Below are 880 nucleotides of genomic sequence, written 5' to 3' on the forward strand. Positions count from 1 at the left end.
TCGCTCGCTTCGTTCAGGGCGGTGTCGTAAAAACCTTCCGTTAGGCGACCTCAGGCAATCATGACGCACTACGAGTTTGAACCGAGAGAAAAACGTGGTCGAAACAAACTCGTTGGTTCATGGACGGAAACTCCTGCTACGCCCGTCGACCTTCCGCTCACGGTGGCGAACTTGATACAACTGCTCGCGATTGGGGGCGATGCTGCCAATGCGACCTATACGCATCAACAAATCGCAAACTGGTGCGAACGCTATTACGCCCAGTACTACGACGATCCAAGCATTCAAGATGAGACTCCCGATTTCGATATCGCAAACGATGTCGCTGCTCAATGGGGCCTAACCCTAGTCAACACGTACACCCTCGCTGAATTGCAGTCGTTGGATTTCACATCCGTTGTGCTTCCACTTGAGTGGTTCGCAAACTGGCTCACCAGACTACGTGCTGCGGATGGACGACCGCCAACCGCTGTTGAACTTACCGAAATGGTGCGCATCTCATTGTGGCAAGACTGGGATCCCATCGGGATCAATGACTGCCCTGAAGCACGCGATGAGTACGATTCATACGTCAGTGGTGTCTGCTCACTACTCCAATCTGGCGCGGATTCACACATGCTTGGGAAACACCTCGCGCAAATCGAGACGAAAAGCATGGGACTGTCGTCTCCATCTTCACACTTAGACGATGTTGTACTCAAACTGTTGGCGATGGTCGGCCGTTAGCGCATCGCGACGGTCGCCTAACATGGTTTTTACGCTGAGGCCTTCGGCACACCTTCCCCGTTTGGCCACGCGGGCTGGCCTTGGTACAATTTCTGGTAGTTCAGGTATCGTTCGCTTCGTTCAGGGCGGTGTCGTAAAAACCTTCCGTTGTCCG

1 protein-coding gene is annotated in these 880 nt (G+C 53.5%); it reads left to right on the forward strand.

The annotated features are described in order from the left end of the window. The first annotated feature begins 60 nt into the window (after positions 1 to 60). Positions 61 to 726: a hypothetical protein gene (locus tag RSSM_RS32300; protein WP_008675583.1), complete on the forward strand. Its 666-nt coding sequence runs from the start codon at positions 61 to 63 to the stop codon at positions 724 to 726. The last annotated feature ends 154 nt before the right edge of the window (positions 727 to 880 follow it).

The sequence above is a fragment of the Aporhodopirellula sallentina SM41 genome (genome assembly GCF_000346505.1).
Taxonomy (GTDB): domain Bacteria; phylum Planctomycetota; class Planctomycetia; order Pirellulales; family Pirellulaceae; genus Rhodopirellula; species Rhodopirellula sallentina.